The sequence below is a fragment of the Cellulosimicrobium sp. Marseille-Q8652 genome, from assembly GCF_965112045.1.
In genome coordinates this window covers 630,918-657,412 of sequence record NZ_CBCOPS010000002.1, presented here as the reverse complement: position 1 = coordinate 657,412, position 26,495 = coordinate 630,918, and the positions used below count along the sequence as shown (strand labels likewise).

Below are 26,495 nucleotides of genomic sequence, written 5' to 3'. Positions count from 1 at the left end.
CTGCGCGACGGGCAGCAGCCCGAGGCCACACCGAAGACCGTCAAGGGCGTCACGTGGGCCCCGCACCGTCGTCGCGGCGACGGTCCCGCCGCTCGGGCAGATGCCGGAACCCGGCGGACGAGTAGGTCGCGACGGCAGCGAGGTTGGAGCTCGGGGTCGCCACGACGGCGCTCGACGCGCCCAGCCCGCGGAGGGCGACCGCCGCTGCGGTCGTCACCGCCCGGCCGTAGCCGTGACCGCGGTGGTCGCGGTGCACGCCCATCGGCTCGACCAGACCGGGCCGACCGGGGCCGGCCGACCACACCGCCACGACCGCCACCGCCGACCCCGGGCCGTCGTACGCGACGAGGCACCGTGCGTCGGTGAAGGGCAGCCCGGCCGCCATCGCGTGCCAGCGCTCGTCCGTGGACGTCGACCCGTCGAACGCCGCGCGCAGCACGTCGGTCCACACGGATGCCCGGTCCGGACCCACGTCCTCGACCCGGATCCCCGGGTCCTCCACCGGCGCGGCGAGATCCCGGCGCAGCACCGCCCACGGCTCGTCGGCACGCCATCCGGCGGCGGCCAGGTGCGCGTCGACCAGCGCCCCGACGGGCGCCTCGACCGACGCCGCTCCCTCACCCAGCACGCCGCGCGCGGGGTGCGCCACGTCCTCGACGAGCCGCTCGGCCAGCGCCACGTCCCCCAGCGCGTCGGGAGCGACCGCCACGCGGAGCAGGTCCGGGCCGTCGAGCAGCCCGACGGCGACCACCCGTTCGTCCCGGCGCCACGTCCGGACGGCCTCGGCCGTCGCGTCGGCCCCGAACCGCCAGAACCACCCGAGGTCGCCGGGGTGCAGCTGGAACGGCTCGTCGTCGTCCTGCCACGACCGCAGGACGTCGACCACCTCCCCGAGGTCGTCGACGTCCGGGGTGCCCGTCACGATCGTCATGCACCGATCACACACCAGGGCGAGGTCGGCCCGCGCCCCGATTTGCGCGACTCGACGACCACCGGCGTGACCGGTCGCCACCCGCGACGCACGCTCAGCGCAGGTCGAGACGCATGACCCGGCGCCGCGTCGTCGGGCGCGCGACCTCCACGAGGCCCGCGGCCCTGAACGCCTGCACGCTGCCGACCGAGTTCTCGCCCCACGTGATCGGCGCCCCGGACGGGTCGAGGATCGGGTACCCCTCGACGGCCGCCGCGCCGCGCTCGCGCGCGAAGGCCACCGCCGCGCGCGCGAGGTCGTAGGTGAGGCCGAGCCCGCGGAACCCGGCACGGACGACGAAGCACGCGACGGCCCACACCTCGGGATCGTCCTTGACCTGCTCGCCGCCCGCCGGGCGACCCTTCCACGGGACCGGGCTGCCCCGCAGGCGCCGGAACGACGGACGGGGCCCGACCGCGACCCACCCCGCGGGCTCGCCGTCGAGGGAGGCCACGAGGCCGCTCGTCGCGGGGGCGTCGGGGTCGTCACAGCTCGTCTGCTCGTGCAGGAGCCGGGCGCGCTCCTCGGGCGGGGTGGCGTACCAGGCGCGATCGCCGAGCACCTGCCGCTGGCACCAGCACGTCGCCGGGTAGCCCCGGTCCCCGAACACGGCGACGAGGTCGTCCCAGCTCGCCTCGTTCGCTGGCCGCACGTCGACGACGCCCTGCGGCACGGTCGCTCTCGTCACGAGGTCGACGCTACGCCGCGCGTCCCCCACGGGCCCGGTGGCGCAGCACCTACCGTGGCCCCATGGACGACGTCGCACCCCCCGGTGCCGGCAGCGGCATGCCGCACACCGGCGAGCCGCACGACCGGGAGAGCACGGGCAGCCGGCTCAACCGCCTGCGGGCCGGGGTGCTCGGGGCGAACGACGGGATCGTGTCGACCGCCGGCGTCGTCGTCGGGGTCGCGGCGACGAGCACGTCCATCCCGGTCATCGCGACGGCCGGCGGCGCGGCGCTCCTCGCCGGGGCGCTCTCGATGGCCGCGGGCGAGTACGTGTCGGTGAGCACGCAGCGCGACACGGAGAGGGCGCTGCTCGCCACGGAGCGCCGCGAGCTCGCGGAGATGCCCGACCAGGAGCTCGACGAGCTCGCCGGGCTCTACGAGGCGAAAGGGCTCACGCCGGACCTCGCGCGCGAGGTGGCCGTCCAGCTCACGGAGCGCGACGCGCTCGCCGCGCACGCCGACGCCGAGCTGCACCTCGACCCGGACGAGCTGACGAGCCCCTGGGAGGCCGCAGGCGCCTCGGTCGTCTCGTTCACGGTCGGCGGGCTGCTCCCGCTCGCGGCCGTCCTCCTGGCGCCGGCGCCGTGGCGCGTCCCGGTGACCTTCGTCGCGGTCGTCCTCGCCCTCGTCCTCACGGGCTGGGGGTCCGCCCGGCTGGGCCAGGCCCCGACCCGGCGCGCCACGGTCCGGACCGTCGTCGGCGGCGCGCTCGCGATGGCCGTCACCTACGGGATCGGTTCGCTCGTCGACGTGAACGTCTAGCGGCACCGCCGTCCTCGCTGCGGCACAATCGGGCCGTGGCCAAGAAGTCGAAGCCGTCCGCGCACGCCGGGACGCCCGCCGTCGTCCTCCTCGAGCGCGAGGGGGTCGCGTACACGCTGCACCCGTACGAGCACGACCCGTCGAGCGACCTGAGCTACGGGATGGAGGCCGCCGCGGCGATCGGCGCCGCACCGGAACAGGTGTTCAAGACGCTGCTCGCCGTGGTCGACGGCGGTCCGCTCGTCGTCGGGATCGTGCCGGTCGACCGTCAGCTCGACCTCAAGGCGCTCGCGCACGCCGCGGGCGGCAAGAAGGCGACGATGGCCGAGCCCACGGTCGCCGAGCGCGCGACGGGGTACGTCGTGGGCGGGATCTCGCCGCTCGGGCAGAAGCAGCACCACCGCACCGTGCTCGACGAGAGCGCGCTCGGGTTCGACGTCGTCTACGTCTCGGGCGGGCGGCGCGGCCTCGACGTCGGCCTCTCCCCCGCGGACCTGCTCCGCCTGACGGGCGGCACCACGGCCCCCGTCGCGAGGTAGACGATCAGCGGCCGTAGGCCGCGAACGGGGCGTCGGTCGGCACGATCTCCTTGCCCAGCGGCAGGAGCGAGACCGGGATCATCTTGAGGTTCGCGATGCCCAGCGGGATGCCGATGATCGACACGAACAGCGGGATCGCCGTGAGCACGTGCCCGATCGCGAGCCAGATGCCCGCGACGATCACCCAGACGACGTTGCCGATGGTCGACCACGCACCGGCCGTGGGCTTGTCGACGACCGTGCGCCCGAACGGCCACAGGGCATACCCGGCGATCCGGAACGAGGCGATGCCGAACGGGATCGTGATCACGAGTACGCAGCAGACGATGCCCGCGGCGACGTAGCCCAGGGCGAGCCAGAAGCCGGCGAGCACGAGCCAGATGATGTTGAGCAGGGTCTTCACCGGGCCATCCTCGCGCACCACGCCCGGCCGGCGGATCCGGGAACCCCCTGACCTCGACCCCGGTCCCGCCGAACCTAGACTGGCAGCATGCCCGACGCCGTCCCCTCCACGTCCCTCGATCTCGCCGGGCGCGTCGCGCGGAACCTCGACGTGGTGCGCTCCCGGATCGGTGCCGCGGCCCGCGCGGCCGGGCGCGAGCCGTCGGAGGTCCGGCTCCTCGTCGCGACGAAGACGCAGCCGGCCGAGGCCGTCCGCGCCGTCGTCGAGGCGGGTGTCGACCTCGTCGGCGAGAACCGGGTCCAGGAGCTCGTGGCGAAGGCGCCGGACCTTGCGGACGTCGTCGCCGCCGGTCGGGTGGACGTGCACATGATCGGCCACCTGCAGCGCAACAAGGTGAACCAGGTGCTCGCGACGGCGGCGGGCGTCGAGAGCGTGGACTCGCTCGAGCTCGCGGAGGCGCTGTCGGCCCGCTGCGCGCGCGACCACCGCACGCTCGACGTCATGGTGCAGGTCAACGTCTCGGGCGAGGCGTCCAAGTCGGGCGTGCTGACCGACGACGCCCCGCGCCTCGCGCACGACGTCGCGGCCCTCCCGGGACTGCGGCTCACGGGTTTCATGACGATCGGCGCGAACTCCCCCGACGAGGCGCTCGTGCGTGCGGGGTTCGCGCGGCTGCGCGCCGTGCGGGACACCGTGCTCGGCTCCGGCGCGCCCGGGACGTCGGGCGCCCGCGAGCTCTCGATGGGCATGAGCGGTGACCTGGAGGTCGCGATCGCCGAGGGGGCGACGGTCGTGCGCGTCGGCACGGCCGTGTTCGGTCCGCGTCCTACCCCGCCGCGGCCGCCGAGCTAGGACGCGGGAGCGTCAGCGCGCGGGCAGGGCGCCCAGCCGGGCGAGGGCGTCGCGCACGCCGCCCACGCCGTCGCCGCGCAGCGCGTCGCGCGCCGTCCCGGCGTCCGCTCCGGCGAGCAGCATGACGAGGGCGACGTGCACCTCGCCGTCGGCCGCGTGCAGCACGTCCTCGCACGCCTCGGGCTCGAGCCCCGTCGCCTGGACGAGCATGCGCACGATGCGCGCGCGCAGCTTCTGGTTGGTCGGCCGCACGTCGATCATGAGGTTCGAGTACGTCTTGCCGAGCCGGATCATCGTCGCGGTGGAGAACGTGTTGAGCACGAGCTTCTGCGCGGTCGCCGCCTTCATGCGGGTCGAGCCGGTGACCACCTCGGGACCCGTGTCGACGAGGATCGCGACGTCGACGTCGCGCGCGAGCGTCGCGCGCGGGTTCGCCGAGACGAGCACGGTCCGCGCGCCGCGCTCGCGCGCCACGTCGAGCGCGCCGCGCACGTAGGGCGTGCGGCCGCTCGCCGCGAGCCCGACCACGACGTCGTGCGGGCCGACCTCGTCCACGTCCTGCCGGCCCAGGTCGACGTCGTCCTCCGCCCCCTCGACCGCGAGCATCATGGCCCCGACACCGCCCGCGAGGTGCGCGACGAACCACTCCTCCCCCACGCCGTAGGTCGGCAGCAGCTCGACGGCGTCGAGCACGCCGAGCCGACCCGACGTCCCGGACCCCACGTAGTGCACGCGTCCGCCGGCCCGCAGCGCCTCGACCGCGAGGTCGACCGCCTCGGCGATCCGGTCGCGCTGCGCGCGCACGGCGTCGGCGACGGTCGCGTCCTCGTCGGTGATGCGGCGCACGACGTCCGCCGTGGGCAGGAGGTCGACGTCCGTGGTGCGCGGGTTGCGCTCCTCGGTCGGCGACGCGAGACGCAGCAGGTCGTGCCAGTCCTCGGTGGTCGTCGTGGGCTCGGTCATGGGGTGCTTCCCTTCGTGGGGCCCGGGACGGGGCCCCGTTCCCGCGGGAGTGACCGCGGCGTGTTGGCGAGGACCAGCCGGCGCACCGGCGTCGTCGCGGCGGGCCACGGGAGCGGACCCGGCGGCGTGAGCGACCCGAGCACGACGCCGCGTCGCGCCCCCGTGGCGCGGCGCCGGTGCTCGCCCTGGGCGGTGCCCGGCAGCCCGTGCGCGGAGAGGAACCCGAGCAGCGCGAAGAGGTAGGCCTCCTTGGCGTCGACCGGCAGCCCGAGCGCGTCGGCCGTCACGACCGCGCAGCCCGGCCCGACCCGGGCGTCCAGCGCCGCCCGCAGCCGGTCGAGCAGGACGGGGTTGCGCGCGCCGCCACCGGAGACGACGACGCGTCGCACGTCGTGCCCGGCGAGCGCGTCGGCGACGCTCACGGCCGTGAGCTCGGTGAGCGTCGCGACGAGGTCCGGCCCCGTGAGGTCGGGCCGCACCGCGGCGAGGCGCCGCGGGACGTACGTGCCGTCGAACAGCTCGCGCCCCGTGGACTTCGGCGCGGGCGCGGAGAAGTACGGGTCGTCGAGCAGCGCCGCGAGCGCCACCTCGTCCACCGTGCCCTGCGCGGCGAGCGCTCCGTCGCGGTCGTAGGCGAGACGCCCCTCCGTCAGCGCGGCGACCGCGACGTCGAGCAGGCAGTTGCCCGGCCCGGTGTCCCAGCCCGTCACCGGGTCGTCGACCCGCCCGACGAGCGTGACGTTCGCGATGCCGCCGACGTTGAGCGCCGCCGTGAGGCCGTCGTCCGGCGCGGCGGGGTCGCTCCCGAGCCACAGCGCGTCGAGCACGCTGACGAGCGGCGCGCCGTGCCCCCCGGCCGCGACGTCGGCGACGCGGAAGTCGCTGACCACCGGCCGCTTGACGTGCTCGGCGATCCAGGCGGCGTTGCCGAGCTGGAGCGTCCCGCGCGTCCTCGCCCCGACGACCCAGTGGTAGATCGTCTGCCCGTGCGAGGCGACGAGGTCGGCGTCCCCGCCGGCGACGTCGTCGATCGCCCGGCGCCCGGCGCGGCCCAGCTCCTGGCCGATGAGGGTGTCGAGCTGCGCGACCTCCGCGACGTCGACGGCGGCCGGCGGCAGCGCCTTGAGGATGCGTTCGCGCAGCACGGCGGGCCACGGGTACTCGGTGTGACCGAGCGCGCGCATGCGCAGCACACCGTCGACGCCCAGCGAGAAGTCGGCCGCGGCGGCGTCGATCGCGTCGACCGACGTGCCGGACGACAGGCCGAGGACGATCATCCGGTCACCTCCGCCTCGGGCCGGACGGCGGTCCGTGCCGCCCTTCCTGCCGCACCACCTGTCGCCGGACCAGCGAGCAGCGCGACGGCGGCGCGCGCGTTCGCGCGCCCGGTCCCGCACGCGACGACGACCGCAGCGGGCCGCACGCCCGCGGCGGCGCCGAACCACTGGTCGACCGCTCCGGGGAACCCGGTGTGCAGGACGACCAGCCCGGGCCGGGCGGCGAGGAGCGCGTCGAGACGTGCGCGCTCTCGCGAGCCCGGGAGCGGCTCGCGCGTGAGCACGACGAGCGGGCGGTCGGACGCGCCGACCGCGTCGAGCGTCCGGGCCCAGCTCTCCTCGTCCGCGGGCCGCAGGTGCCGCACGGCGCCGGTGCCGAACGCCTCGTCCAGCGCGCGCTGCACGTGCTGCGCGGTGCGCCCTGCGGCGTGGTCGAAGCGCACCCGCAGGTCGACGACGTCGGGCGCCCCGGTCAGCGGGAGCGGCGAGGTGCCTCCCGCAGGCCCGGTCGTCACGCGCACGGCGCGCGCGGCGGCGTCCGCCCCCACGGCCTCGAGGTCGGCGAGCGCCTCGAGCGCCGCCGCGGGAGAGCACACGACGCCGGACGCGGCCTGGCGCGCACGGGTCGCCGCGAGGGTCCGTGCCGTGCGGGTGGCGGACTCGCGCAGGCGGTCGACGGTCACGCGGCCCGACTCCACCGCACGGACGAGCGCGTCCTGCGCCTGCCGGAACAGCGTCTCGTCGTCGCGGCCCACCGTCGTGCCGAGGCACAGGAGGTCGGCGCCGCCCTCGATCGCGCGGACGGCCAGCTCGCCGACGTCGTGGGGCGCCGCCCCGACGCCGGCGCGCTCCGGGCCGCCCGGGTCCGCACCGCCCGCGTGCGCCGCGAGCGCGCCCATGTCGAGCGCGTCGGTGACGATCGGGCCGTCGAACCCCAACGACCGGGCCAGGTCCGCCACGGCGGGCTCGAGCGTCCCGGGCAGGGTCCCGAGCGCCGGGACGACGACGTGCGCCGTCATCACCGCGTCGAGCCGCTCCTCGGGCGCGGCGGACTCCCCGACGGTCGCGGCGAACGGCGGCAGGTCGCGCGCCCGGAGCTCGGCGAGGCTCGCGTCGACGACCGGGAGGGACAGGTGCGAGTCCACGTTCGTCGCGCCGTGCCCCGGGAAGTGCTTGCCGCACGCCCCGGCCCCGCCGGCGTGCAGCCCGCGGACGAAGGCCGCCCCGTGCCGCGCGACGAGCGCCGGGTCGGCGCCGAACGAACGCACGCCGATGACGGGGTTGTCGGGGTCGGAGTTCACGTCCAGGTCGGGCGCGAGGTCGAGGTCGACGCCCGTCGCCGAGAGCAGGCGCCCGAGCGCCCGGCCGACCGTCTCGGTGAGCGCGACGTCGTCCACGACGCCGAGCGCCGCGCTGCCCGGGATGCTCGACCCGGTGACCGCCTCCAGCCGGGAGACGTCCCCGCCCTCCTCGTCGACGGCGACCAGGAGGTCGGGCGCGACCTCGCGCAGGCGCGCCGACAGGCGCGCGGTGGTCGCGACGTCGGGCGTGTTGTGCCCGAAGCAGAGCACGCCCGCGAGGCCGTGCCGAGCGGCGTCGACCAGCCACGCGGGCGGCTCCTGGGTGCCCGTGAAGCCCGGGAGGAGGACGCCGTTCACGGCGCGGACGACGTCGTCCGCGGTCGGGGCGCTCATCCCTTCACCGAGCCCGCGGTCAGGCCCGACGACAGGTTGCGCTGGACGAGCACGAAGAAGATCAGCACGGGCAGCGTGATGATCGTCGACGCGGCCATCACCGCGCCCCAGTCGGTGGTGTTCTCCCCGAAGAACTTCTGCAGGCCGATCGGCACCGTGTACTTGCTCGACTGCTGGAGGAAGGTCAGCGCGAAGATGAACTCGTTCCACGCGGTGATGAAGGAGAAGACGCTCGTCGCGACGACGCCGGGAGCGACGAGCGGCACGAGGATCTTCCAGAACATGCGGCCCCACGACGCGCCGTCGAGGTAGGCGGCCTCCTCGAGCTCGACCGGCACCGCCGCGACGAACCCGCGCAGCGTCCAGATCGCGAACGGCAGCGCGAAGGCCAGGTAGACGATCGTCAGGCCGAGCAGCGAGTTCAGCATGTTGAGGGTGCGCATCTGGAGGAACAGCGGGATGACCAGCGCCTCGAGCGGCACCATCTGCACCATGAGGATCAGCACGAGCATCGACCGGCGGAACCGGAAGCGGAAACGGCTGACCGCGACGGCCGCGAGCAGCGCGATGATCGACGACGCGAGCACGGTCCCGACCGCGACGAGCACCGAGTTGCGCAGGTACTGGCCGAAGCCGCCGTCGTCGATCACCGTGCGGAAGTTGTCCCAGGTGACGCCCGCCGGCAGCAGCCGGGCGCCGCGCGTCGCCGCCTCCGGGTCGATCGCGGACGAGAACATCCAGTACGCGGGGAAGAGCGAGAAGAGCAGCAGCGCGACCATGCCGGCGGTCTTCGCGCCGGCGGCGCCGGGTCGGCGGCGGTGCGCGCGCAGGACCTGAGGGGTCCGCGAGCCCGGGCCGTCGGTGCTGCCGGTGCTGCCGGCGCCGTGGGAGGCCGTGCCACGGTCGAGGGTCGGGGCGCTCACAGCTCCTCCTCCTTGAACAGGGTGCGCATGTACACGAGGGTGATGCCGAGCAGGATGAGCGTGAGGAGGACGGCGATCGCCGAGCCCATGCCGTACTTGCCCTGCGCGAACGACTCGATGTACGACCACACGCCGAGGTTGAACACGTCCTTGTTGCCGCCGTTGCCGCCGGGCATGAGGTAGATCTGCGTGAAGACCTTGAAGTCCCAGATGGTCGACAGGATCGTCACGACGGCGAACACCGGGCGCAGGATCGGCGCGGTGATGGACCAGAACCGGCGCCACGCCGAGGCGCCGTCGACCTTGGCGGCCTCGTGCAGCTCGTGCGGGATGGTCATGAGGCCGGCGAGCACCGTGATCGCGACGAACGGGAAGCCGTGGTGCACGACGTTGAGCGTCGCGATCGCGTAGAACGACAGGCGCTCGGTGAACCAGTTCACCGTCCCGGGCTCGATCGCTCCGACGCCCTCGAGGACGGAGGCCACGAGACCGTTGAGCGGGTCGAAGATCCAGATCCACACGTACGTGCCGGTGATCGCGGGCACGGCCCAGGCGACCATGATCGCCGTCGCGCCGACGCCCCTCCACACCGGTCCGAGCGTGTTGAGGAACAGCGCGACCGCCGTCCCGAGGACGACCGTGAGCACCACGCACGCCAGCGCGAAGAGCACGGTGTTCGGCAGGACCACGGTCCACAGGTAGCTGTCGCCGAGGATGTCGGCGTAGTTCTGCAGCCCGATCCAGTTGGACTCGCCGCTCGCGATCTGCCGGAGCCCGTAGTCCTGGAGGGACAGCAGCACGACGCGCACGAGCGGCCACAGGAGCAGCACGCCGAGCACGACGAGGGCGGGGCCGAGCAGCAGCCAGGGACGCAGCGCGGACCGGTGGCCCAGTACCGGGCGGCGTCTCGCGGGGCGGGTCGTGGTGGTGGCCGACGCCACCGGCGCTCCCGGTCCTGCCGGGTCCACCGAGGCGCCGGGAGCGGCTCTCAGGTCTGCCATGGGTCGTCCTTGCGTGTCGTTCGTGCGGGCGAGCGTGCTGGGGCGGGGCGGCCGCCGGACGTGGCGCCGGGCCGCGGGGTCACCGCGGCCCGGCGTCGGTCGCGTCCGGTCAGGAACCGAACGTCTCGTCCATGTCGGCGGCGGCGGTGTCCGCCGCCTCCTGGACGCTCGCGCTGCCCGAGAGGATCGACTGCAGCATCGTCTCCAGGGTCTTCTTGCCCTGGATCTGCCCGTACAGCGGCGTCACCGGCACGGACCGGCCGGCCTCGACCATCTGCTCGGCGAAGGGCGCCACCAGCGGGTCGTCCTCGGCGATGACGTTCTCCAGCAGCGACGTCTGGCCCGGGAAGTAGCCGGACTGCTGTCCCCACTCCTCGGCGAAGTCGCCCGTCGACATCATCTCGACGAACTCCCAGGCGAGGTCCTGCTTGTCGCTCTCCGCGAAGACGCCGAGGTGCGAGCCCCCGAGGAACGAGTCGGACAGGCCCTCGGTCTGGCCGGGGATCGGGAAGGCACCGATCTTGCCCTCCATCTCGGGGACGTCGGCCAGGATCTTGCCCGGCGTCCACGATCCCGAGATCATCATGCCGACCTGCCCCTGCTCGAACGCCGCGAGGAGGTCGGTCTCCTTCCACGTGGTGGCCGCAGCGGTCGAGAAGTCGTGCTCCGTCGCGAGGCCGGTGTAGAACTCGAGGCCCTCGACCGACGCGGGAGAGCTGATCTCCGACGTCCAGGTGTCGCCGTCCTGCGTCGCGAGGTCGCCGCCCGCGCCCCAGATGAACGGCATCGCGCCGTACTGGCTGTCACCCGCGACGGGGAACGGGATGATCTCCGGGTTCGCGGCCTTCAGCGCGTCGGCGGCCTCGACGAGCCCGTCCCACGAGGTCGGGGGCTCGATGCCCGCGGCCTCGAACAGGTCGGTGCGGTAGACGATCGACCGGACGCCCGCGTACCACGGCATGCCGTAGATGCCGCCGTCGAGGGTCGCCGACTCGAGCAGCCCCGGCACGAGGTCGTCCTCGAGCCCGGCCTCGGAGATCCGGTCGGTGAGGTCCGCCAGAGCGCCGACCTCGGCGAACTCTCCGGTCCACGTGGTGCCGACCTCGGCCACGTCGGGCGTGGTACCACCCGCGATGGAGGTCGTGAACTTGTCGTGGGCGCTGGCCCACGGCTGGAACTCGATCTGGAGGTCGGCGCCCGTCTCGTCCTTGAAAGCGGTCGTCACCTCGTCGAAGAACGCGTCCGCGTCGGGGTTGGTGCCCTCCATGATCCAGACGGTGAGGGTCTCGCCCGTGAAGTCGCCGGAGCCGGAGTCCGCGGAGCCGTCCGCGTCACCGCCGCCGTCCGACCCGCCGCACGCGGACAGCCCGAGTGCGAGGAGGAGGGTGCCCGTGACGGCCACCGTGCTGCGTCGCTGCATGCCGTGACACTTCCTTTCTGGTCGGCCGCTGGGGAGACGGCCGGTTCGTGTGCCCTGGTGAGCCTCGAGCTGGCAGGCTGCGAGGCGTGAAACTAAGTTCCATCGCTGGGCGTATGTGTGGAGATTACTGCCACACCGCCGCGAACGGAAGCCGTCTCGCGAGATGTTGCAGGATCTTGACCTCACCGACCCCGCACGGGACGGCCGGGTCGGACGCGGTCGGACCGCGGTCCGCGACGTGGTGCGCCCGCGGGGCGCGCGTCACGGGACGGGCGTCACGGGACGCGCGCGGTCCACTCCGGCGTCGAGAACTTCGTCCGGGCCAGCTCCTCGGCGAGCGCGCGCTCCTCGGGCGTGACCTTGCCGTCGACCGTGCGGTACCGGGAGCGGAAGTGCGCCTTGAACGCCTCGATCACGTCCTCGCGTGCCATGCCCGTCTGCGAGCGCACCGGGTCGACCCGCTTGTTCGCGCTCTTCGTGCCCTTGTCGGAGAGCTTCTCGCGCCCGATGCGCAGGACCTCGGTCATCTTGTCGGCGTCGATGTCGTACGCCATCGTCACGTGGTGGAGCACCGCTCCCCCGCGCAGGCGCTTCTGCGCCGCCCCGGCGATCTTGCCCGCCGGTGACGCGATGTCGTTGAGCGGCTTGTACGTCGCCTCCACGCCGACGTCGGCGAGCGCGCCGAGCACCCAGTCGTCGAGGAACGCGTAGGACCGCTCGAAGCTCAGCCCTTCGACGAGCGACGCCGGCACGTACAGCGAGTACGTGATGGTGTTCCCGGGCTCGACGAACATCGCTCCACCCCCGGAGATCCGGCGCACCACCGTGACGCCGTGGCGCTCGGCACCCTCGAGGTCGACCTCGTTCCGCAACGACTGGAACGAGCCGATGATCACGGCGGGCGAGGCCCACTCCCAGATCCGCAGCGTCGGGCCGCGCCGACCCGCGTCCAGCTCCTCGGTCAGCACCTGGTCGAGCGCGAGGTGCATCGCCGGGCTCTCGGGCCCCTCGTGGACCACCTCGAACTCGTGGTCGTGCCAGCCCGTCGCGTGGCCGAGCGCGCGGCGCACCGCGATCGCCACGGCCTCGGGCGAGAACCCGACCATCGTCACGCCGTCGCCGATCACGCCCTGGACGGCGCTCGCGAGCTGTGTCACGGTCGCCGTCTCCGGCATCCCCGTCAGCGCACCGTCGATGTCCTCGAGCGCGTCGTCGGGCTCGAGGAAGAAGTCGCCGCTCACCGCGACGCGGGCGAGCCGCCCCTCCTCCACCTCGACGTCGACCGCCACGAGCTTGCCACCGGGGACCTTGTACTCACCACGCACCCGCCCAGCCTAAGCCCGCCACGACAGACCCGGCGGCCGACGTCGGTACAACCTCGCGCTACCGCGGTACCACCTCCGAGACGGCGAGACGGCGCACGAGCGGGCGGGCCGGAGCGGGCGGGCCGGAGCGGGCGGGCCGGAGCGGGCGTGCCGGAGCGGGCGGGGTCGCGGGTCGTGGCGGGTCTGGCGGGAGGCCGCGAGGCACGAGCGGCCGGATGGTAGACCCGCGACCCCGCCCGCGGAGGCCCACCCGCGGACGCCCGCCCGCGAAGGCCCACCCCCGCGACCCGCCCGCGAAGGCCCACCCGCGGACCCCGCACACGAACCCACGCGACCTCAGCGGGGCTCGACCCCCGCATGCACGAGCCCGAAGATCGCCGAGTCCGTCAACGCCTCCCACGCCGCCTCGATGAGGTTCGGGCCGACCCCGACGGTGGACCACGACGACGCGCCGTCGGTCGTCTCGATGAGCACGCGCGTGATCGCGTCGGTCCCCTGCTCGGTGTCGAGGATGCGCACCTTGAAGTCGATGAGCTCGAACTCCTCGATCTCGGGGTAGACGCGGGTGAGCGCGAGCCGCAGCGCGTGGTCGAGCGCGTTGACGGGGCCGTTGCCCTCGCCGGTCGTGACGATGCGCTCGCCGCCGGCGTGCAGCTTGACGGTGGCCTCCGCCGTGGCCTCGGTCCCGCGGGAGCCGGCGCGCTCGACGATCGTGCGCCAGCTCTCGACGCGGAAGTAGCCCGGCCGCTCCCCGGTCATCTCCTCGCGCAGGAGGAGCTCGAAGGACGCGTCGGCGGCCTCGTAGGTGTAGCCGTTCGCCTCGTCGTCCTTGACACGGTTGGTCACCCGGGAGAGCAGCTCGCCCTGGCCCGAGAGGTCGAACCCGAGCTCGCGGCCCTTGAGCTCGATCGACGCGCGGCCGGCCATGTCGGAGATGAGCATGCGGATGTCGTTGCCGACGGCGGTCGGGTCGATGTGCTGGTAGAGGTCGGGGTCGACCTTGATCGCGCTCGCGTGCAGGCCGGCCTTGTGCGCGAACGCGCTGGCGCCGACGTACGGCTGGCGCGCGTAGGGCGAGATGTTGGTGATCTCGGAGACGGCGTGCGCGATGCGCGTCGCCTCCTCGAGCCCGTCCCCGGCGAGCGTGCGGAGGCCGTGCTTGATCTCGAGGTTCGCGACGACGGTCAGGAGCTCGACGTTGCCCGTCCGCTCGCCGTACCCGTTGACCGTTCCCTGGACGTGCGCGGCGCCTGCCTCGACGGCGGCGAGGGTGTTCCCGACGGCGCAGCCCGAGTCGTTGTGCGCGTGCATCCCGAGCAGCGGGTCTCCCGGGAGCGCGTCGCGCCCGTGCACGAGCCCGACGGCGTCGCGCAGCTCCGTGACGATCTCGCCGACCCAGGTGGGCAGCATGCCGCCGTTGGTGTCGCACAGGGCGACGACCTCGGCGCCGGCGTCGAACGCCGCCTGCACGGCGGCGCGCGTGAAGGCCGGGTCGTGGCGGTAGCCGTCGAAGAAGTGCTCGGCGTCGACGACGACGCGGCGCCCCTCGCCCACGAGGAACGACACGGTGTCGGTGATCATCGCGAGCCCCTCGTCGGTCGTCGTGCGCAGCGCGCGCTCGACGTGCCGGACGTCCGACTTGGCGACGAGGGTGACGACCGGAGCCTCGGAGTCGACCAGCGCCCGGACCTGCGGGTCGTCCCAGGCGCGCAGCCCGGCCTTGCGCGTGGCCCCGAACGCGGCGAGCACCGCGTGCTTCAGGTGCAGCTCCTTGGCGGCGCGCCGGAAGAACTCCGTGTCCTTCGGCACGGCACCGGGCCAGCCGCCCTCGACGAACCCGACGCCCAGCTCGTCCAGCAGCGGCGCGATCGCGAGCTTGTCCGCGACGGAGAGGTTCATGCCCTCCTGCTGCGCGCCGTCACGCAGGGTCGTGTCGTAGACGTGGAAGACCCGGGGCCTGCGGGGGCCGGTCGCGGGGGTCGTCACCGAGGTCATCGTGCTACTTCCTGCCGTTCGTCGGGAGGTGCCGGGGGCACCGACAGCGCGGCGCCGAGAGAGCCGCGTGACACCGTTCCCTGGGAGCCGGGTCGTGCCCTCGTGAGGCGGTGGGCCCGGCGTCCGTGCCGCCGGGCGGGGGTGGTGCCCGGCAACAAAAAGACCCCCCGAGGGTGCGGGAGGTCTGCGCGTCCGGTGAGTGGTTCCGGACGCGCTACTCGATAATGAGGTGGGAGACGAGGTGTGTCACAGGGCACATCGTGCCACAGTCCGACAGGATGGACGAGAGCGTCCACCCACTGGGCAGCAGCGCAGCGACGCGACCGACGGAGGAGTGACGATGAGCGACCCGACACCCGGGTACGACCCGCAGAACCCCCAGACCCGCCGCTACGGACAACCGCCGGTCCAGCCGGCCGCCCCGGTGCCGGGACAGCCCCCCGCGCTGCCGCCGACGCACGACCCGCGCGCCGAGTTCCCGGAACCGCAGCGCACGGTGAGCCCCGCCGACCCCCGCCTCACGGTCGAGGCCGGGCGCTTCTGGGCGGGCGCCGCCGCGACCGCCCTGGTCGCCGCGCTCATCGGCCTCATCGGCGTCCTCGTGTTCGAGCGCATCTTCACGATCGAGCTCGTCCCGCCGCCCGACCTCTTCTCGACCGGCTCGCAGCAGGCGGCCTGGGCGATCGACGGCGCGATCCTCGCGATCCTCGCCGCCGGGCTGCTCCACCTGCTCATCCTCAGCACGCCGCGGCCGCGCGCGTTCTTCGGCTGGATCATGGCGCTCGTCATCGTCGTGATCGCCGTCCTGCCGTTCGCGTGGTCGAGCGACGTGACCGCCGCGGCGCTCTCGGGGCTCATCAACCTGCTCATCGGGATCGCCGTGTGGTCGCTGCTCGCGGGCGTCGCGGGCCGCACCATCGTGCGACGCCCGCCGGTCTGACGGCTGCCCCTCCCTGCACGACGCCGGGGCGCGCCTCCGGCGGGAGACGCGCCCCGGCGTCGTGCACGGGCGGGGAGAGCGGTCAGGCGAGGCGGCGCAGCCAGCCGTGCCGGTCCGCCGACCTACCCGTCTGGATGTCGGTGAGCTCCGTCCGGATCGCCATGGTCAGCTGGCCGGCCTCGCCGCTCGCGATGGTCTCGTCGAAGTCGGACCCGGCGAGCCGGCCGATCGGCGTGACGACCGCCGCCGTGCCGCAGGCGAACACCTCGGTGACCGACCCGTCGCGGATGCCGTCGAGGAGGTCCGTCAGCGGGATGCGCCGCTCGACGACCTCGTGGCCGCGGTCCGTGAGGAGCTGGATGATCGACGAGCGCGTGACGCCCTCGAGGATCGAGCCGCTGAGCTCGGGCGTCTCCACGGAGCCGTCGGCGCGCACGACGAAGACGTTCATGCCGCCGAGCTCCTCGAGGAACGTCCGCGTGCTCGCGTCGAGGAAGCACACCTGCTCGCACCCGTGCTGCTGCGCGACCACCTGCGGCAGGAGGCTCGACGCGTAGTTCCCGCCGCACTTCGCGGCTCCCGTGCCGCCGGCACCGGCACGGCTGTACTCGCGGTCCACCCAGATCGACACGGGCTTCACGCCACCCGAGAAGTAGGGACCGACGGGCGACGCGATGACCAGGTACTCGGCCTCGAGCGAGGGGCGCACGCCGAGGAAGGCCTCCGACGCGTACATGAACGGACGCAGGTACAGGCTCGCCTCCTCGCCCGTGGGCACCCAGTCGACGTCGGTGCGCACGAGCGCCGTGACGGAGCCGACGAAGTCGTCCACGGAGAGCGCGGGCAGCGCGAGGCGGTGCGCCGAGCGGGCGAACCGGGCGGCGTTCGCCTCGGGACGGAACGTCCACACCGACCCGTCGGCGTGCCGGTACGCCTTCATGCCCTCGAAGATCTCCTGCCCGTAGTGCAGGACGGCGGTCGCCGGGTCGATCTGCAGCGGCCCGTACTTCTCGATGCGCCGGTCGACCCACCCGTCGGTGGAGTTCCAGCTGATCCGCGCCATGTGGTCGGTGAAGACCGTGCCGAACTTGGGAGCGGCGATGGCGGCCTCGCGCTCCGCCGTCGGGCGGGGCGCATCGGTGCGGCGGACGTCGAACAGGGCGATGAGGTCCTCCGTCGAGGAGGACGGCTGGTGCTGCGCTGCAAGCGGGGTGCTCATCATGAGGCCTTTCACCTGGCGACCCGGGTGGTCTCCGCCTAGTTTTCCACGACGGCTCGCCCGGTGCGGGCAGCACGACGTCGGGACGGCGTCACCGGGTCAGAACGGGAGGGGTTCCGGTCCGGGATGACGACGACCGAGGCGTAGGACTGGGTCCTCCGGTGCCGGGGCACCGGTCGAGGGCTCAGCCGGCGACGCGAGCGGCGAGCTCGCGGCCCACCTCGGCCGTCGAGCGTACTCGGCCGCCGCGCTCCGCACCGCGGTCAGCGAGGTCGGCCGCGACGGCCGCCTCGACGCGACGCGCCTCGCCGGAGAGACCGAGGTGGTCGAGCAGCAGCGCGACGGACAGCACCGTCGCGGTGGGGTCGGCCTTGCCCTGGCCGGCGATGTCCGGCGCGGAGCCGTGGACCGGCTCGAACATGGACGGGGCGGTGCGGTCCGGGTTGATGTTCGCGGACGCCGCGAGACCGATACCGCCGGTGATGGCTGCCGCCTGGTCCGTGAGGATGTCGCCGAACAGGTTGTCCGTGACGATGACGTCGAAGCGCGACGGGTTCGTCGTGAGGAAGATCGTCGCGGCGTCGACGTGCAGGTAGTCGGTCGTCACGTCGGGGAAGTCCGCGTTCACGGCCTCGACCGTGCGACGCCACAGGTGGCCGGCGTGCACGAGCACGTTGTGCTTGTGCACGAGCGTGAGGTGCTTGCGCGGTCGCGCCTGGGCGCGGGCGAACGCGTCGCGCACGACGCGCTCGACGCCGAACGCGGTGTTCACCGAGACCTCCGTGGCGATCTCGTGCGGCGTCCCGGTGCGCAGCGCACCGCCGTTGCCGACGTACGGGCCCTCGGTCCCCTCGCGCACCACGACGAAGTCGATCTCGCCCGGGTCGGCCAGCGGCGACGTGACGCCGGGGTAGAGCTTGCCGGGGCGCAGGTTCACGTAGTGGTCGAGCGCGAAGCGCAGCTTGAGCAGCAGTCCGCGCTCGAGGACGCCCGACGGCACGCTCGGGTCGCCGATCGCGCCCAGCAGGATCGCGTCGTGGCCGCGGATCGCCTCGAGGTCGGCGTCGGTGAGGGTCTCCCCCGTGGCGTGCCAGCGTCGCGCACCCAGGTCGAAGGGCGTCGTCGTGACCTTGACGTCCGTACCGGTGAGCACGGACTCGAGCACGGCGAGGCCCTGCTCGACGACCTCGGTCCCGATGCCGTCGCCGGCGACGACTGCCAGATCAATGGTGCGCGTCATGCCGTCGACCCTACGCCCGCCAACCATCCCTCGGGACGCTGGTCTCATCTCTCGGACGAGTCGCCCGGTCGTCCGCGGCGTGGGGACGCGGCGCCGCCTCCGAGTTGCGTCCGGAGCCCGCGACAAGGCACAGTTAGGAAACTTTCCTAAGATCGCTCAGAAGGGCGACCGATGACCGACCCCTCCGCAGCGAGGATCCCCGGGACGCCCGGGCTGCTCCGCACGATCAACGACCGTGCTGCGCTCGAGCTCCTCCTCGACGAGGGGCCGATGACGCGCTCGCTGATCGGCGACCGGACCGGCGTGTCCCGCCCGACCGCGTCCCAGATCGTCGCACGGCTCGAGCAGTCGGGTCTCATCGAGCCGACGGGCGTCGTCCAGGGGTCGCGCGGCCCGCAGGCCGTGACGTACGCCGCGCGCACCGACGTCGTGGTCGGGCTCGCCCTGGACGTCCTGCCGAGCGGCGTCCGAGCCAGCGTGGTGGACGCCCTGGGGACCCCGCTCGGAGACACCGTCGTCCGGTCCGGCCCGGACCGGACCGCCGTCGACGACGTCCGCACCGCGTGGCGCGACGCGTGCGCGGCCGCACGCGTACCGCAGGACCGGGTCGCGTGCGCCGTCGTGGGGGTGCAGGCCGCTCCCGACCCCCGCAGCGGGGACCTGACCCTCGTCGGCGAGCTGCCCGGCTGGCCGAGGCGCGGGCTGCGCGCGCACCTCGAGAGCGCGCTCGGCGTCTCGGTGCGCATCGAGAACGACGTCAACCTGGCCGCCATCGCCGAGCGGGACGCCGGGCTGGCCGACGCCACCTTCAGCCTCCTGTGGCTCGGCGAGGGCATCGGCCTGGGGTCCTGGGTCGACGGGCGGGTCCATCGCGGCACGGCGGGCGGCGCCGGCGAGATCGGCTACCTCCCCGTCCCGGCGCACCACATCGACGACTCGGTCAACGCCCAGGACCTCGTCGGCGGGCTGCGGGTCGTCGAGATCGCGGCGCGCGCAGGGATCCCCGGCGTCACCGCGGGCATGCCCTACGACGCGATGGTCGACGCTATCGCGCAGCACGCCGGGACCCCCGCGGCGGACGCGTTCGTCACCGACCTGGCGCGGCGCGTGGCCGTGGTCCTGCAGCCCGTGGTCGCCATCCTCGAACCCGAAACCGTGGTCCTGGGTGGCCCCACGGGCGTCGCGGGCGGCCCCGCGCTGGCCGAGGAGACCGCCCGGGTCCTGCGGGCGACCGACCAGTCGACCGGGTCGATCGTCACGAGCGCCGTGGCCGAGCCGGCCGTGCTGCGGGGCGCACGCTCCGTCGTCGCGCAGGACGTGCGGGCCCTCCTGCTCGCCGCCGCGGGGCGGCCCGGCCACGCGCCCGCCGCCATGCCCATCGTCTCGGGGTAGTCCTCTTCCCTGCCCCGCCGGGTGGCGGCCGTCCGACCGTGGCACGGACGGCCGCCACCCACCCTCGGCGCGGGCTACCTCGGGTACCGCAGCTCGAACCGCTCGCACACGACCGGCATGTCCTCGGGAACCTCCCGCTCGAGCACGCGGGCGAAGTAGCGCCGGTGCCCCTCGCGCCATGCCTCGAGCGACCCGTCGTCCTCCCCCTCGGCGAGCGCGAAGTCCGCGTCGACGTCGCCGAACGGCACGACGTCGACCGTCGTCGTCCGGATGAGTGCCCGCGGACGGCCGGCGCCGTCGAGCAGGATCGACAGCTCCCCCTTCTCGGGGACGGGGGTCTCGTCGTCGTACTCCCACAGGGACGACGACGTCGCCGTCTTGGCACCGGAGAGGACGGCCGCGAGCAGCGAGTCGGCGAGCTCCGGGTTGTCCCCGAAGGACCAGGCGGCAGGCGGCACGCTCTCGGTCACCCCCGTACCGACCACGACACCGATCTTGCCGAGACCGGCGCTGGGCCGCGCGGCCTCCCAGAAGGCGAGGATCGCCTGCGCCTGCTCGTCGTTCGCGCCGGCCAGCTCCGCGGGCTCCGCCCGCTCCGGCCCGCCGCCGTTCTCGTCGTCCGCCATCGCATCGCCCGTCGGTGCCGTCATGCACTCATTTTGGCCCACCGCGCGCCGAAGCGCCCCGACCGCCGCCCTCTTCGTCCCGATCGTGTCGCCTGCCCGCTCGTCGGACCGACGTCATGTCGACGCCTCGACACGTGCCTGGCACATGCCGGGGCGAGAAGAGCAGGAGGGGTGGGTGACGCGTGCTGCGCGGTCGTGGTCGGGCCTGACGGGAGCGCCGAGGCACGAGGCGCGGATGGTAGACCGCGCAGCACGCGTCACCCACCCCGGAAGGCGAGCGCGAGACGGTTCAGGACGAGCTCAGCGAGCAGCCGACCCGTCGGTGTAGTCCTCGTCCTGCTGCTTCCACGCGAACAGCGCACGCAGGTCCTTGCCGACCTTCTCGATCGGGTGCTGGGCACCCTGCTCGCGCAGGCGGTGGAACTCGGGCGCGCCGGCGTCCTGGTCGTCGATGAAGCGCTGCGCGAACGCGCCGGACTGGATGTCGGCGAGGACGGCCTGCATGTTCTCCTTGACGTGCGGGTCGATGACGCGCGGGCCGGAGACGTAGTCGCCGTACTCGGCGGTGTCGGAGACGGACCAGCGCTGCTTGGCGATGCCGCCCTCCCACATGAGGTCGACGATGAGCTTCAGCTCGTGCAGCACCTCGAAGTAGGCGATCTCGGGCTGGTAGCCCGCCTCGGTGAGGGTCTCGAAGCCGTACTGGACGAGCTGCGAGACGCCACCGCACAAGACGGCCTGCTCGCCGAACAGGTCGGTCTCGGTCTCCTCCGTGAAGGTCGTCTTGATGACGCCCGCACGCGTGCCGCCGATGGCCTTGGCGTAGGACAGCGCGGTCTCCCAGGCGTGGCCCGAGGCGTCCTTCTCGACGGCGATGATGTCGGGGATGCCGCGACCCGCGACGAACTCGCGGCGGACCGTGTGGCCCGGCGCCTTCGGCGCGACGAGGACGACGTCGACGCCCTCGGGAGCCTCGATGTAGCCGAAGCGGATGTTGAAGCCGTGCGCGAACGCGAGCGTCTTGCCGGCCGCGAGGTTCGGCTTGATCTCGTCGTTGTAGATCGAGCGCTGGTGCTGGTCCGGCGCGAGGATCATGATCAGGTCGGCCCACGTCGCGGCGTCCGCGACGGTCTTCACCTCGAAGCCCGCGTCGGTCGCCTTCGCGATGGACTTCGAGCCCTCCTTGAGCGCGATGACCACCTCGACGCCGGAGTCGCGCAGGTTCATCGCGTGCGCGTGCCCCTGGCTCCCGTAGCCGACGACCGCGACCTTCTTGCTCTGGATGATGGACAGGTCGGCGTCGTCGTCGTAGAACAGCTCAGCCACGGTGGATCTCCTCGTTCTTCGGTGCGGTGCAGGGTCTGGTGGGAGGGTAGGCGATGGTCAGGCCGACCGGACGACGCGTTCCAGCGCTCGGTCGGTGATGGAGCGGGCGCCGCGCCCGACGGCGACGGTCCCGGACTTGACGATCTCGCGGACGCCGTAGGGCTCCAGCGCGCCGAGGAGGGCGTCGAGCTTCTCGCCCGTGCCCGTGGCCTCGATGGTCACGGCGTCGGGGACGACGTCGACGACCTTCGCACGGAAGAGGTTCACGACCTCGAGGACGCCGGTGCGGTTCGCGCCGTCGGCGCGGACCTTGACGAGCAGGAGCTCGCGCTGCACGGACGCCGCGGCGTCGAGCTCGACGATCTTGATGACGTTGACCAGCTTGTTGAGCTGCTTGGTCACGTGCTCGAGAGGGCGCTCCTCGACGTCGACGACGACGGTGATGCGCGAGATCTCCTCGTGCTCCGTCGGGCCGACGGCGAGCGAGTGGATGTTGAACGCGCGGCGTGCGAACAGGCCCGCGACGCGCGTCAGCACGCCGGGCTTGTTCTCGACGAGCACGGAGAGGGTGTGGCGGGACATGGCTCAGTCCTCCCGGTCCCACGCGGGCGAGATGCCGCGTGCATATTGGATGTCGTCGTTGCTCACGCCGGCGGCGACCATCGGCCACACCATGGCGTCCCGCGACACGTTGAAGTCGACCACGACGGGCCGGTCGTCGATCTCCATCGCCCGCTTGATCGCGGCGTCGACGTCGCCCGCGGACTCCACCCGGATGCCTTCGCAGCCGTAGGCGTCGGCGAGCTTGACGAAGTCGGGCACGCGCGCGGTCCCGTGCCCGGTGTGCAGGTCGGTGTTGGAGTACCGCTTGTCGTAGAACAGGGTCTGCCACTGGCGCACCATGCCGAGCGAGCTGTTGTTGATCAGCGCGACCTTGATGGGGATCTCGTTGATCGTGCAGGTGGCGAGCTCCTGGTTGGTCATCTGGAAGCAGCCGTCGCCGTCGATCGCCCACACGGTGGCGTCCGGACGCCCAACCTTCGCGCCCATCGCCGCGGGGATCGAGAAGCCCATCGTGCCGAGCCCGCCCGAGTTGAGCCACGTGCGCGGGTGCTCGTACCGGATGAACTGCGCGGCCCACATCTGGTGCTGCCCCACGCCCGCGACGTAGATCGCCTCGGGGCCGGCGATCTCGCCCAGCCGGGAGATGACGTGCTGGGGGGCGAGGTGGCCGTCCTCGGGCTCGGTGTAGCCGAGCGGGTAGGTCTCGCGCCAGTCGTCGATCTGGTGCCACCACGCCGCGACGTCGGGCTTGCCCTGGGCCGCGTGCTCGCGCTCGAGCTCCGGCACGAGGTCGGTGAGGACCTCCTTGAGGTCACCGACGATCGGGACGTCCACGTCGCGGTTCTTGCCGATCTCGGCAGGGTCGATGTCGGCGTGCACGATCGCGGCGTGCGGCGCGAAGCTCGACAGCTTGCCGGTCACGCGGTCGTCGAAGCGCGCTCCGAGCGCGACGATCAGGTCGGCCTTCTGCAGCGCTGCCACGGCCGGGACGGTGCCGTGCATCCCGGGCATGCCGAGGTTCTGCGGGTGCGTGTCGGGCACGGCGCCGCGGGCCATGAGCGTCGTCACGACGGGCGCTCCCGACAGGTCGACCAGGCGGCGCAGCTCGGGCGTCGCGTTCGCGCGGACCACGCCGCCACCCACGTAGAGCACGGGGCGCCGCGCGGACGCGAGGAGGCGCGCCGCCTCCTTGATCTGCTTGCTGTGCGGCTTGGTGACCGGGTGGTACCCCGGCAGGTGGACGTCCTGCGGCCAGGAGAACGTCGTCCGCGACTGCATCGCGGACTTCGCGATGTCCACGAGCACGGGACCGGGCCGGCCGGTCGACGCGATGTGGAACGCCTCGGCGATGGTCCGCGGGATGTCGTCGGGGTCGGTGACGAGGAAGTTGTGCTTGGTGATCGGCAGCGTGATGCCGACGATGTCCGCCTCCTGGAAGGCGTCGGTGCCGATCGCGCCGGCCGCGACCTGGCCCGTGATCGCGACGAGGGGGATGGAGTCCATGTTCGCGTCGGCGATGGGCGTCACGAGGTTCGTCGCGCCGGGGCCGGACGTCGCCATGGTGACCCCGACCCGGCCGGTCGCGTGGGCGTAGCCCTGGGCCGCGTGCCCGCCGCCCTGCTCGTGGCGCACGAGGATGTGGCGCAGCCGCTTGCTGTCCATGAGCGGGTCGTACGTGGGGAGGATCGCACCACCCGGGATCCCGAAGACGACCTCGGCCCCGGCCTCCTCGAGCGAGCGGACGATCGACTGGGCGCCGGTCATCTCCTCACCGGGCGCCGTCGGCTGGGCGGGCCGGACCTGCGCGCGGCGGGTGTCGCCGCGACCCCGGGGGAGGGGGGCGGGCCGCAGCGGGGGCGGGCGGGCGCGGTCCCCCCCGGCCGGCGGGCGGGGGGGGCGACCGGGGTCTTGGCGGGGCGGCGGGGCGCGGGGGGGCGGGGCGGCCCCCGGGCGCCCCGCGGGGGGGCGCTCCGCCGGTTCCGGGGCCGACCGTGGTGGTGCGGTCGTGCCGGTCGCGCTGCGGCGTGCCGGTCCCGCGGGTCTCGCGGTGCGGCGGTCGCGGTGGCCGTGGTGGGCCGGTCGCGCGGTGCTGTGCTGTTGTGGTGGCAACAAAAAACCCCTCGAACCCGGATGACGGGCTGAACGAGGGGTGAGCGCGCTGACGAAGCCTGTGGGCGTGGCCTCAGCCGGCGCGCTCAGGAAGTACTACAAGGAGGATCGTCTGCACGTCATGGGACTGTACGCGCATGTTTCGGGGATGTCACGTACCGAGGAACCCGTCTCACGGGGTGGGACACCAGGCCGTGGGACGGACTCTCCGGCGAGGGGGCGTCAGGACACGTCGCGACGACGGAACACCACGGCGGCGATCACGGCCAGGACGACCGCGGCTCCTGCGACGACGAGTCCGCCCTGCGTCAGGGACACGACCCGTTCGACGCCCTCGCACGCGGTCCCGCCCGCGTCGGTCTCGCACGTCATGACCCAGTAGCTCGACCCGTCCTGGACCCACGCCAGGAGGTTCGTGAGGAGCGACCAGCGCTGCAGCTCCGCCACGGCGGCGATCGCGAGCCGCTCGAGCACGAGCCACGCGGCGACGACCCCGACCGCGGCGGCGGCGTGCCGGACCACCGTGCCCACGGCGACGCCGATCGCCGCGAACGCCGCGGTCGCGGCCACGGCGCGAGCGGCGAGACCGGCGAGGTCCGTCCAGGTCTGCGCGGTCACCGTGCCGAGCTGGTCGTTCGCCGCGTAGGCGCCCCACGCGCCGCCGACCATGACGAGCGCCGCCAGCGCGGCGAGCGGGAGCGCACCGACGGCGGCCGCGACGAGCTTCGACCAGTACACGCGCCGACGGCGCGGCTCGAACGTGAGCCAGAGCCCGATCGCGCCGGTCGAGAGCTCTGCCGTGACGAAGGTGATGCCGATGACGAGGCCGGCGAGCGCGAGGAACGGCAGCTGCGTCGTCAGCGTCCGGACGCCGGACGGCGGCCAGGTGTCGTCCACGCCCTCGAACGTCGGGACCGGCGTGAGGAAGTGCTCGAGCCGGGGTTCGCCGCTCTCGCACCCGAAGTCGATCGTGGGGTCCGCCTCGCGAGCCTGCTCCTCGTCCTCCTGGCACTGGGCGAGGCCCTCGTCCTGCCACCACTCCTGCTGCTCGGCGAGGCCGCTCTCCGCCGCGGCGACCTGCTCGGGCGGCGTGGGGCGGCTCGCCAGGAGCGCGACGAGCACGGTGAGGAGGGCGACGACGACGGTCGCGGCGGACAGCCAGCGGATCGCCGAGCGGGCGCGGTACCGCCGCAGCTCGACACGCACGAGCCGGTTCACGCGGCCACCTCCGCGGCGCGGGCACCGCGGCGCGACCGCGCGGGAGCGCCGTCGGCGTCGGCCTGGGCCGTGAGGTCGAGGAACACGGACTCGAGGTCCGCCCGGACCGGCACGAGCTCGGTCACCCACAGGTCGTGCGCGGCCAGGGTGCGCGTGATGTCCGCCGCGTCCGCGACGCCGTCGGCGAGCAGGTGGCTGCCGTCCTCCCGGACGACGACGCCCGCCGCGCGCAGGAGCGCCGCGGCGCGCGCCGGCTCGGCCACGCGGACGCGCACGGACACCCCGCCCGCACCGATGAGCTCCTCCACGCGCCCGCTCGCGACGAGGCGGCCGTGCGCGATGATCGAGACGGTCTCGGCCACCTGCTCCACCTCGGCGAGGATGTGGCTGCTCACGAGCACCGTCCTGCCGCGCGCGGCGAGGCCGCGCATCGTGTCGCGGATCTCGCGGATCCCGGCGGGGTCGAGCCCGTTCGTCGGCTCGTCGAAGATGAGCAGGTCCGGGTCCTTGAGCAGCGTGGCGGCGATCGCGAGACGCTGCTTCATGCCGAGCGAGTACCCGCGGTAGCGGTCACCGGCGCGTTCGGCGAGCCCGACCTCCTCCAGCACCTCTCCGACGCGGCCACCGGGCGCACCGATCGCGCCGGCGAGCAGGTCGAGGTTCCGGCGCGCGCTGAACGTGGGGAAGAACTTCGGGGACTCGACGATCGCGCCCACCCGCCCCACGACGTCGGGCAGGTGTCGTGGGACCTCCTGGCCGAAGATGCGCGCCGTGCCCGAGTCGGCGCGGACGAGGCCGAGGAGCATGCGGATCGTCGTCGTCTTGCCCGACCCGTTCGGCCCGAGGAAGCCGTGGACCCCGCCCACGGGGACCACCAGGTCGAGCCCCTCGACGCCGACCGCCCTGCCCCGCCGGCTCCGGTACGTCTTGCGCAGCCCTCGCGTCTCGATCGCGGGAACCTCCGCCGTGCTGTGCACCCCTGCGCCCCCCTCTGCGACCGACGACCCG

24 protein-coding genes are annotated in these 26,495 nt (G+C 73.6%); 5 read left to right on the top strand and 19 right to left on the bottom strand.

The features are described from left to right. Window positions 1-49: 49 nt before the first annotated feature. On the bottom strand, window positions 50-931 hold the full coding sequence (locus tag ACWPWV_RS12780; RefSeq protein WP_454043352.1) for a GNAT family N-acetyltransferase: 882 nt from the start codon (window positions 929-931) through the stop codon (window positions 50-52). A 94-nt stretch (window positions 932-1,025) separates the two neighbouring features. Then, a complete protein-coding gene (locus ACWPWV_RS12775; protein ID WP_454043351.1) occupies window positions 1,026-1,658 on the bottom strand; it encodes an N-acetyltransferase family protein in 633 nt (210 codons plus the stop codon). Between the two features lie 62 nt (window positions 1,659-1,720). Here ACWPWV_RS12775 and ACWPWV_RS12770 point away from each other — a divergent pair, with 62 nt between their 5' ends. Together ACWPWV_RS12770 and ybaK are read left to right on the top strand one after the other, a co-directional pair. Further along, window positions 1,721-2,461, top strand: coding sequence for a VIT1/CCC1 transporter family protein (locus ACWPWV_RS12770; protein ID WP_454043350.1), 741 nt, complete (start codon window positions 1,721-1,723; stop codon window positions 2,459-2,461). Window positions 2,462-2,496: 35 nt separating this feature from the next. Further along, window positions 2,497-3,000 (top strand): Cys-tRNA(Pro) deacylase, encoded by a 504-nt coding sequence (gene ybaK / locus ACWPWV_RS12765; RefSeq protein WP_454043349.1) that lies wholly within the window; start codon window positions 2,497-2,499, stop codon window positions 2,998-3,000. A 4-nt stretch (window positions 3,001-3,004) separates the two neighbouring features. On the opposite strand, the gene ACWPWV_RS12760 is transcribed toward ybaK, so the two are convergent. After that, a complete protein-coding gene (locus ACWPWV_RS12760) occupies window positions 3,005-3,403 on the bottom strand; it encodes a YccF domain-containing protein (protein ID WP_454043348.1) in 399 nt (132 codons plus the stop codon). A gap of 87 nt (window positions 3,404-3,490) precedes the next feature. Between ACWPWV_RS12760 and ACWPWV_RS12755 the strand changes: the two genes are divergently transcribed. Next, complete coding sequence (locus ACWPWV_RS12755) at window positions 3,491-4,255, top strand: YggS family pyridoxal phosphate-dependent enzyme (RefSeq protein ID WP_454043347.1); 765 nt, start codon at window positions 3,491-3,493, stop codon at window positions 4,253-4,255. Window positions 4,256-4,267: 12 nt separating this feature from the next. Here the strand turns inward: ACWPWV_RS12755 and murQ are convergent, their stop codons facing one another. The 8 genes from murQ to cimA form a co-directional block, all read right to left on the bottom strand. After that, window positions 4,268-5,218, bottom strand: a complete 951-nt coding sequence (murQ, locus tag ACWPWV_RS12750) for an N-acetylmuramic acid 6-phosphate etherase (protein ID WP_454043346.1) — start codon at window positions 5,216-5,218, stop codon at window positions 4,268-4,270. Then, complete coding sequence (locus tag ACWPWV_RS12745) at window positions 5,215-6,495, bottom strand: anhydro-N-acetylmuramic acid kinase (protein WP_454043345.1); 1,281 nt, start codon at window positions 6,493-6,495, stop codon at window positions 5,215-5,217. Before ACWPWV_RS12745 ends, murQ begins: the two co-directional genes overlap by 4 nt. Beyond that, window positions 6,492-8,189, bottom strand: coding sequence for a glycoside hydrolase family 3 N-terminal domain-containing protein (locus tag ACWPWV_RS12740; RefSeq protein ID WP_454043344.1), 1,698 nt, complete (start codon window positions 8,187-8,189; stop codon window positions 6,492-6,494). The genes ACWPWV_RS12745 and ACWPWV_RS12740 overlap by 4 nt, the downstream gene beginning before the upstream one ends. Continuing rightward, window positions 8,186-8,968 (bottom strand): carbohydrate ABC transporter permease, encoded by a 783-nt coding sequence (locus ACWPWV_RS12735; protein ID WP_454044535.1) that lies wholly within the window; start codon window positions 8,966-8,968, stop codon window positions 8,186-8,188. The genes ACWPWV_RS12740 and ACWPWV_RS12735 overlap by 4 nt, the downstream gene beginning before the upstream one ends. Window positions 8,969-9,108: 140 nt before the next feature. Then, entirely contained in the window at window positions 9,109-10,113 is a 1,005-nt protein-coding gene (locus ACWPWV_RS12730) for a carbohydrate ABC transporter permease (RefSeq protein ID WP_454043343.1), read from the bottom strand. A 109-nt stretch (window positions 10,114-10,222) separates the two neighbouring features. Beyond that, window positions 10,223-11,533: a sugar ABC transporter substrate-binding protein gene (locus ACWPWV_RS12725; RefSeq protein WP_454043342.1), complete on the bottom strand. Its 1,311-nt coding sequence runs from the start codon at window positions 11,531-11,533 to the stop codon at window positions 10,223-10,225. Window positions 11,534-11,808: 275 nt separating this feature from the next. After that, the gene (locus ACWPWV_RS12720) at window positions 11,809-12,858 is read right to left on the bottom strand and encodes a lipoate--protein ligase family protein (RefSeq protein WP_454043341.1); all 1,050 of its coding nucleotides are present in this window, start codon (window positions 12,856-12,858) and stop codon (window positions 11,809-11,811) included. Between the two features lie 336 nt (window positions 12,859-13,194). Continuing rightward, window positions 13,195-14,853, bottom strand: coding sequence for a citramalate synthase (gene cimA / locus ACWPWV_RS12715; protein WP_454043340.1), 1,659 nt, complete (start codon window positions 14,851-14,853; stop codon window positions 13,195-13,197). Between the two features lie 340 nt (window positions 14,854-15,193). On the opposite strand from cimA, the gene ACWPWV_RS12710 reads away from it, so the two are divergent. Beyond that, the gene (locus ACWPWV_RS12710) at window positions 15,194-15,793 is read left to right on the top strand and encodes a hypothetical protein (RefSeq protein WP_454043339.1); all 600 of its coding nucleotides are present in this window, start codon (window positions 15,194-15,196) and stop codon (window positions 15,791-15,793) included. 82 nt (window positions 15,794-15,875) lie between these two features. On the opposite strand, the gene ACWPWV_RS12705 is transcribed toward ACWPWV_RS12710, so the two are convergent. Next, window positions 15,876-17,012, bottom strand: a complete 1,137-nt coding sequence (locus tag ACWPWV_RS12705; RefSeq protein ID WP_454043338.1) for a branched-chain amino acid aminotransferase — start codon at window positions 17,010-17,012, stop codon at window positions 15,876-15,878. Window positions 17,013-17,196: 184 nt separating this feature from the next. Then, entirely contained in the window at window positions 17,197-18,252 is a 1,056-nt protein-coding gene (locus tag ACWPWV_RS12700; protein ID WP_454043337.1) for a 3-isopropylmalate dehydrogenase, read from the bottom strand. 171 nt (window positions 18,253-18,423) lie between these two features. On the opposite strand from ACWPWV_RS12700, the gene ACWPWV_RS12695 reads away from it, so the two are divergent. Then, window positions 18,424-19,644, top strand: coding sequence for an ROK family transcriptional regulator (locus ACWPWV_RS12695; RefSeq protein WP_454043336.1), 1,221 nt, complete (start codon window positions 18,424-18,426; stop codon window positions 19,642-19,644). A 74-nt stretch (window positions 19,645-19,718) separates the two neighbouring features. Here the strand turns inward: ACWPWV_RS12695 and ACWPWV_RS12690 are convergent, their stop codons facing one another. The 6 genes from ACWPWV_RS12690 to ACWPWV_RS12665 all read right to left on the bottom strand — a co-directional run bounded on the left by ACWPWV_RS12690 (window position 19,719) and on the right by ACWPWV_RS12665 (window position 26,464). Then, window positions 19,719-20,294 carry an ASCH domain-containing protein gene (locus tag ACWPWV_RS12690; protein WP_454043335.1) on the bottom strand — a complete coding sequence of 192 codons (576 nt, stop codon included), beginning with the start codon at window positions 20,292-20,294 and terminating at the stop codon, window positions 19,719-19,721. A 276-nt stretch (window positions 20,295-20,570) separates the two neighbouring features. Continuing rightward, window positions 20,571-21,596 (bottom strand): ketol-acid reductoisomerase, encoded by a 1,026-nt coding sequence (gene ilvC / locus ACWPWV_RS12685; protein WP_454043334.1) that lies wholly within the window; start codon window positions 21,594-21,596, stop codon window positions 20,571-20,573. 57 nt (window positions 21,597-21,653) lie between these two features. Next, window positions 21,654-22,178: an acetolactate synthase small subunit gene (gene ilvN / locus ACWPWV_RS12680; RefSeq protein ID WP_251151781.1), complete on the bottom strand. Its 525-nt coding sequence runs from the start codon at window positions 22,176-22,178 to the stop codon at window positions 21,654-21,656. A gap of 3 nt (window positions 22,179-22,181) precedes the next feature. Next, the gene (locus tag ACWPWV_RS12675; protein WP_454043333.1) at window positions 22,182-23,924 is read right to left on the bottom strand and encodes an acetolactate synthase large subunit; all 1,743 of its coding nucleotides are present in this window, start codon (window positions 23,922-23,924) and stop codon (window positions 22,182-22,184) included. 567 nt (window positions 23,925-24,491) lie between these two features. Further along, a complete protein-coding gene (locus ACWPWV_RS12670) occupies window positions 24,492-25,487 on the bottom strand; it encodes an ABC transporter permease subunit (RefSeq protein WP_454043332.1) in 996 nt (331 codons plus the stop codon). Next, a complete protein-coding gene (locus tag ACWPWV_RS12665; protein ID WP_454043331.1) occupies window positions 25,484-26,464 on the bottom strand; it encodes an ABC transporter ATP-binding protein in 981 nt (326 codons plus the stop codon). Before ACWPWV_RS12665 ends, ACWPWV_RS12670 begins: the two co-directional genes overlap by 4 nt. Window positions 26,465-26,495 lie beyond the last annotated feature (31 nt).